This is a genomic window from Pseudomonas sp. NPDC087639 (assembly GCF_044743385.1).
Taxonomy (GTDB): domain Bacteria; phylum Pseudomonadota; class Gammaproteobacteria; order Pseudomonadales; family Pseudomonadaceae; genus Aquipseudomonas.
Map to the genome: position 1 here is coordinate 28,435 of NZ_JBIUWI010000061.1, position 6,348 is coordinate 34,782.

At 60.0% G+C, this 6,348-nt stretch carries 5 protein-coding genes; 3 read left to right on the forward strand and 2 right to left on the reverse strand.

Annotated elements, in window-relative coordinates; translation table 11 throughout:
* Positions 1 to 4 precede the first annotated feature (4 nt).
* Positions 5 to 796, forward strand: coding sequence for a dienelactone hydrolase family protein (locus ACIOVB_RS21690; protein WP_401271226.1), 792 nt, complete (start codon positions 5 to 7; stop codon positions 794 to 796).
* Between the two features lie 179 nt (positions 797 to 975).
* The gene (locus tag ACIOVB_RS21695; protein WP_222944282.1) at positions 976 to 1,701 is read left to right on the forward strand and encodes a 4'-phosphopantetheinyl transferase; all 726 of its coding nucleotides are present in this window, start codon (positions 976 to 978) and stop codon (positions 1,699 to 1,701) included.
* A gap of 117 nt (positions 1,702 to 1,818) precedes the next feature.
* Here ACIOVB_RS21695 and ACIOVB_RS21700 read toward each other — a convergent pair whose 3' ends face one another.
* Entirely contained in the window at positions 1,819 to 3,429 is a 1,611-nt protein-coding gene (locus tag ACIOVB_RS21700; RefSeq protein WP_187680893.1) for an ATP-binding protein, read from the reverse strand.
* A complete protein-coding gene (locus ACIOVB_RS21705) occupies positions 3,426 to 4,148 on the reverse strand; it encodes a response regulator (protein ID WP_401271230.1) in 723 nt (240 codons plus the stop codon). The genes ACIOVB_RS21700 and ACIOVB_RS21705 overlap by 4 nt, the downstream gene beginning before the upstream one ends.
* Positions 4,149 to 4,884: 736 nt before the next feature.
* On the opposite strand from ACIOVB_RS21705, the gene ACIOVB_RS21710 reads away from it, so the two are divergent.
* Positions 4,885 to 6,348: ATP cone domain-containing protein (locus tag ACIOVB_RS21710; protein WP_401271232.1), on the forward strand; the 1,464-nt coding region annotated here is incomplete at its 3' end.

Below are 6,348 nucleotides of genomic sequence, written 5' to 3' on the forward strand. Positions count from 1 at the left end.
GACCATGCGCCTGTTCCTCGCCCTCACCTTGCTGGCCGTCAGCAGCCTCACCCAGGCGGCGATCAAGACCGAAGAAATCCCCTACCAGAGTGCCGACGGCACCAAGCTGATCGGCTACTACGCCTACGACGACGCTATCAAAGGCAAGCGCCCGGGAGTCGTTGTGGTGCACGAATGGTGGGGCCTGAACGACTACGCCAAGCGCCGCGCGCGGGATCTGGCCGAACTCGGCTACAGCGCATTGGCGATTGATATGTACGGCGAGGGCAAGAACACCGAGCACCCGAAAGATGCGATGGCGTTCATGCAGGCGGCGACGCAGGACGCGGCCGCCTCCAGCAAGCGCTTCGAGGCCGGGCTGAACCTGCTGAAGAAACAACCGCAGACCGACGTGAACAAACTCGCCGCCATCGGTTATTGCTTCGGCGGCGCCGTGGTGCTGAATGCCGCGCGACAGGGTGAGCCACTGGCAGGGGTGGTAAGTTTCCACGGTGCACTGGCGACCAAGACTCCGGCCACGCCCGGCAGTGTGAAGGCGAAGATTCTGGTGGAGCATGGCGCACTGGACAGCATGGTCACACCCGCAAACGTCAGCGCGTTCAAAGCCGAAATGGACAAGGCCGGGGCGGAATACAAGTTCGTCAGCCTGGATGGGGCCAAGCATGGCTTCACCAATCCGGATGCGGATCGCTTGGGTCATGGTGAGCACGGTGGCCCGGACATCGGCTACAACAAGGCAGCCGATGAAAAGTCGTGGGCGGATATGAAGGCGTTCTTCCAGACAATATTTGGCTGACCCAAAACCTGCGCGATCAAAAATCTTCATTTGATCGCAATGCCCCTGTAGGAGCTGCCGAAGGCTGCGATCTTTTGATCCTGTTTTTAACAATCAAAATCAAAAGATCGCAGCCTTCGGCAGCTCCTACAGGTGTGTGCCTCTACCCAGTTTTGATGCTAACCGGCAAAATGCCCGCCATGAATCCAACGCCTGCCCTCCCCGCCTGCTGCACCCCGCTCGATGCCCACTGGCCGTTGCCAACGGTGTTGCCTGACACGGTGCTGCTCAGCACCCATTTCGATCCGTCACAACTGCTCGGCGATGATTTCCAACGCAGCGCCATCGAGCCGCCGCCGAGTATTCAGCGATCCGTGGCCAAGCGGCAGGCGGAGTTTCTCGCCGGGCGAGTCTGCGCCCGTGCGGCGTTGCAGCAATTGGAAGGCAAGGGCGCGATCCCGGCGATTGGTGAAGATCGCGCGCCGGTATGGCCGGCGCACATCTGCGGCTCGATCACCCACAGCACCGGCCGCGCGGCGGCGATTGTCGCCAACAAGCAACATTGGCGCGGTCTGGGTATGGATCTGGAAAACCTGCTCAATACCGAACGTGCCGAACGACTGGCCGGGGAAATCCTCACGCCGCCGGAGATGCAACGCATGGCGGCGGGTTCGCGGGATCAGTTGGCGCTGTGGGTGACGCTGACGTTTTCGGTGAAAGAGAGTTTGTTCAAGGCGCTGTACCCGATCGTGCAGAAGCGCTTTTACTTTGAGCACGCCGAAGTGCTGGAGTGGACTGAACAGGGTGAGGTGCGGTTGCGCCTGTTGACGGATCTGTCGAGTGAATGGCGCAACGGGACGGAGCTGGATGCGCAGTTTGGTGTGCAGGATGGGCAGTTGCTGAGTCTGGTCAGCATCAAAGCCTGAAGATTTTCGGCGCCTGTGCAGCCCTCTTCGCGAGCAGGCTCGCTCCCACATTTGGAATGCATTTCACCTGTGGGAGCGAGCCTGCTCGCGAAAGCTATCGTCCAGCCACTGCGGGGCTCAGCGGCGCTCCTGATTCCTCGGCCAACTCAAACTGAAACAAGCCCCACCCAGACTTTTGCTCTTGCCAATGATCGCCCGGCCGTCATGCCAATGGATGATCCGTCGCACAATCGACAAGCCCAATCCATGCCCGCCTGACGCCCGCGTGCGGCTGTCATCCAGCCGTAGAAACGGCGTAAAAATCCGCTCCCACGCCACTTCCGGCACACCCGGCCCGTCGTCCTCGACGTCTACCCGGCAACGCAACTGGCCGACCTGATAACTCACCGTGACCTTCGAGCCTGCATGGCGCATGGCGTTGCTCACCAGATTCTGCAGCGCCCGGTGCAGGTAACGCGGCTCGGCCTCGACCCAGGCATCGTCATTGTCGGCGGCCGACAGGCACAAGCCGCGCTGCACCGTGACCTCGGCACGCAGCGGCGCCAACTCTTCAATCACTTGATTGACCAGCGCATCAAGGTCGATGCGTTGGAATGTCAGCGCCGGCGAACCCTGCTCCAGTCGTGCATAAGTGAGCATTTCATCGACCAGCTTATCGAGGTCTTCGATGTCGTGATCCATGCCTTCACGGTACTTTTCCAGCGCTTGCGGTGTGGTCGCCGAACCGATCATCTCCAGGCCGAAACGCAACCGCGCCACCGGCGTGCGCAGCTCATGGGACACCGCACGCACCAGTTCGCGCTGGATCGCCAGCAATTGCTGCAAGTGCTCCGCCATGCCATTGAACGCCGAAGCCAGCCGCCCGACCGAGTCCGCACCGCGCGCCGGCACACGGGTTTCCAGACTGCCCTTGGCGATCCGCGTGGCCGCCGCTTCGAGGCCGCGCAAGCGCCGTTCCAGTTGGCGCACCAATAGATAAACGATCAGACCGATCAAACTGAGGCCAAGCGCAGCGATCAACACCAGCCACTCCGGTGGATACGGATTCATCTGATACAACGGGCCGATTTCCAGCACCCACGGCGTGCCGACCATGCCGGCAAACACCCGGATCGAATCCCCCCCCTTGCCCAACGCCATCACCGTGTCGCCCTCGGCCACGCGACGGCTCTGGTCTTCGTCCATATCGGCGTCGTTCACCGTGACCAGACGCAGATCGAAACCAAAGCCCTTGTCTTCCTTTATCTGCGCCAACCGCTTGGGCTGCTCGGCCACTGGCACGCGCACCAGCTCATCGGCCAACAGGTAAATAGTCGCGCGGGCCAATTGCTCACTGATCTGCTGCACCTCGCCCGTGAGCACCAACTGTTCTTTGTCACTGACCAGTCGATAAACCTTCGCCGCGTGCGGGCCGGTCTGCTCCACCAACGCCGAACCGCGCAGCACGCGGGTGCGCTGGGTCAGGTCGAGATCGGTTTCGGCAAACTTCTTCAGCGCCAGCGGAATCCCGAGCAAACGCTCCCACACCAGCAGCGCACGATGGCGCTCGGTCTGGTTCATCGGTTGCAGGTTGTCGGCCATCAGCGAGAACGTGCCATGGGCCAGCCGTTCGCGGTATTGCTCGCTGCGCACCTGGTTGAGCAGGTTCAGCGCCAGCACGCCGAGCACCGCCACCAGAATCAGCGCGGCGCACATGCCGCCGTAGATGCGCAGGAAGATCGAGTTCACAGCGTCAGGTCTACGCAGGCTTCAGGGACAAACAGATAGCCTTTGCTGCGGATGGTCTTGATCAGGCGCGGATGGTCAGGGTCATCGCCGATTTTCGGGCGGATGCGCGAAATACGTACATCGATCGAGCGGTCCTGGCCGTCGTAGCCGATGCCGCGCAACGCCGTGAAGATTTCTTCCCGGGAGAGGATTCGCCCGGCATTGGACACCAGCAACCAGAGCAGGTCGAACTCGGCGCTGGTCAGTTCGATGCCGTTGTCGCTCAACCAGGCTTCGCGCAAGGCGTTGTCGACCACCAGCGGGCCGAATTGCAGACGGCGGCTTTTTTCCGCGCTCGGCTCCGGTGTGTCACTGCGTCGCAGCAACGCCTGAATCCGCGCCAGCAACAGCCGTGGGCGCACCGGTTTGCACACGTAATCGTCGGCGCCGAGATCAAGCCCCTGGATCTGGTCGGCGTCATCGGTGCGCGCGGTGAGCATCAGGATGGGGCCGTCATAACGGTCACGCACCTTGCGGCAAATGCTCAGACCATCTTCACCGGGCAGCATCAGATCAAGGATCACCAGATCCGGCTGTTCCTGGATAATCCGCGCCGCCGCCAGCGCACCGTTGCCTTCGATTCCGACGCGCAATCCATTGGCTTGCAGGTAGTCGCGAGTGAGTTCGGCCAGACGCTGATCGTCCTCGACTATCAATACCTGAAAGGCTTGTTGCTCCACGGGTGACCTCTGCTTGCCAGGTTTACTAATAAAAGAAGGGATCCTCCGGTCTTTTTGTCATCTTTCTGGAGGATAAGAATGCCTGCGCATGGGCCGATTGTATAAACGGCGTACAGCCAGAACACAAGTCGGTAAATGCGTTCGGACAAGGCGGTTTTTTGTGATAGGGTTCGCGCCCTTAAAAATCCGCTGAAGCGTTTTTCCGGTTGAAAGAACAGTGACAAACGGTCTAGCTCAGTGGGTTCGCGGCCTACACGTGAATTCCTGCTTTCTTACACAATTTACGCACAGGTTTATCCACAGGCTGTCCGTTGCATTCCTCCCCTGAAACGCATTATCTTGTAGCACGGCGAAAACGGAGACCCTACATATGGGGTTTTCGACTGAAACGCCCAACCACATTTCAGACCTGAAACTCAAGCGCTTTATGGCAAGTTTCGGGTTGAACGAAACAAGTTTTTCGAAGCCCAAACCGCGCTTGCGGATGGCACCGTTTTTTTAGCTCCAAATGGCAAAGAACGGTATGGGTGTTGCAGTCATTACTGTCACCCGGGAAGGAATCCGGTTCGAGCGCAGGCTCGCAACCAAAACTTCGGCAGGGACGCGGCGATGTAGCCTTTTTCCTACTGCTCCGAAGTTGTTAGGCCGACGCTCGTCGGTTGTAGTGCTTCGGGACAGAACGGTGAGCACCATGATGGTGCTCAAACAAACATAGAGAATGTGGAGACAATCCCCCATGCAAACCGACACAACTCGCGAGAACCCGCAGGGCACCTTGCCGCAGGCCGCCGATTCGAATTCGGATCTGGCAGCTACCGCGCCTGGTCAACTGCGCGTGATCAAGCGCAATGGCACTGTCGTTCCTTACACCGATGACAAGATCACCGTCGCTATCACCAAATCGTTTCTCGCAGTTGAGGGCGGCACCCCTGCCCCCACGTCGCGAATCCACGACACCCTTGCCCGTCTGACCGAACAAGTCACCGCGACCTTCAAGCGTCGCATGCCTTCGGGCGGCACCATCCACATCGAAGAAATCCAGGACCAGGTCGAACTGGCCCTGATGCGTGCCGGCGAGCAGAAAGTCGCTCGCGACTACGTGATCTACCGTGACGGCCGTTCGAAAGAACGCGCTGCCCACGCGCCGGCCGAAGAAGCGGTCAACGCGCACCCGTCGATCCGCATCACCCGTGCCGACGGCAGCCTGGCGCCGCTGGACATGGGCCGCCTGAACACCATCGTCACCGAGGCCTGCGAAGGTCTGGAAGAAGTCGACGGCGACCTGATCCAGCGCGAAACCCTGAAAAACCTGTACGACGGCGTGGCCCTGACCGACGTCAACACCGCCCTGGTGATGACCGCCCGTACCCTGGTTGAGCGTGAGCCGAACTACTCGTTCGTCACCGCCCGCCTGCTGATGGACACCCTGCGTGCCGAAGGCCTGAACTTCCTCGAAGTCGCCGAAAGCGCCACCCATCACGAAATGGCCGACCTGTACGCCAAGGCCCTGCCGGCCTACATCGCCAAAGGTATCGAGTTCGAACTGCTGAACCCTGTGCTGGCCACCTTCGACCTGGAAAAACTGGGCAAGGCGATCAACCACGAGCGTGATCAGCAATTCACCTACCTGGGTCTGCAAACCCTGTACGACCGTTACTTCATCCACAAGGATGGCGTGCGTTTCGAACTGCCGCAGATCTTCTTCATGCGCGTGGCCATGGGCCTGGCGATCGAAGAGAAGAACAAAGAAGACCGTGCGATCGAGTTCTACAACCTGTTGTCGTCCTTCGACTACATGGCCTCGACTCCAACACTGTTCAACGCCGGCACTCTGCGTCCACAGCTGTCGAGCTGCTACCTGACCACCGTTCCGGATGACCTGTCGGGCATCTACCACGCGATCCACGACAACGCCATGCTGTCGAAATTCGCCGGTGGCCTGGGCAACGACTGGACGCCTGTCCGTGCTTTGGGTTCGTACATCAAAGGCACCAACGGCAAGTCGCAAGGCGTTGTTCCGTTCCTGAAAGTCGTGAACGACACCGCTGTAGCCGTTAACCAGGGTGGCAAGCGCAAAGGCGCTGTGTGTGCCTACCTGGAAACCTGGCACATGGACATCGAAGAGTTCATCGAGTTGCGCAAGAACACCGGTGATGATCGTCGTCGTACCCACGACATGAACACTGCCAACTGGATCCCT

Excerpts from the sequence above, each read along its gene's own strand:
- ACIOVB_RS21695 (WP_222944282.1), top strand. The coding sequence starts at position 976 with ATGAATCCAACGCCTGCCCTCCCCGCCTGCTGCACCCCGCTCGATGCC.
- ACIOVB_RS21690 (WP_401271226.1), top strand. The coding sequence starts at position 5 with ATGCGCCTGTTCCTCGCCCTCACCTTGCTGGCCGTCAGCAGCCTCACC.